General features: G+C 61.1%; 1 protein-coding gene. It reads right to left on the minus strand.

The window, feature by feature from the left end; all coding sequences use genetic code 11:
- Positions 1-50: 50 nt before the first annotated feature.
- A partial coding sequence (locus EN862_RS35415; RefSeq protein ID WP_135913323.1) for an SDR family oxidoreductase occupies positions 51-321 on the minus strand: 271 nt, incomplete at its 5' end.

The following is a 321-nucleotide window of genomic DNA, read 5'->3' on the forward strand; positions in this document are numbered from 1 at the left end:
ATCCCTCAACACAGATGCCTGTTCCTTGCCCGGTTCAGGCCACAACAGCCTCACTGGGCGGTCCAGCCGCCATCTACTTTCAGGCTTGTTCCCGTGACGAGCGCGGCGCCGTCGCTCGCCAGAAATGCAGCGGCTTCCGCCACGTCTTGCGGTACTCCAACCCTCCCCAGGGGTATTTTCGACATGACCTCTGCGCGGAAGCCGCCATCTTCGAACATCGGCGCGGTCATCGGCGTCTCGATGAAAGTCGGCGCAATGGCGTTAACCCGAATATTCATTGGCGCCAGTTCAATGGCCAGCGCCTTCACCAGCCCTTCCACC

The sequence above is a fragment of the Mesorhizobium sp. M2E.F.Ca.ET.219.01.1.1 genome (genome assembly GCF_004016445.2).
In the GTDB taxonomy this organism is placed as follows: Bacteria; Pseudomonadota; Alphaproteobacteria; order Rhizobiales; family Rhizobiaceae; genus Mesorhizobium.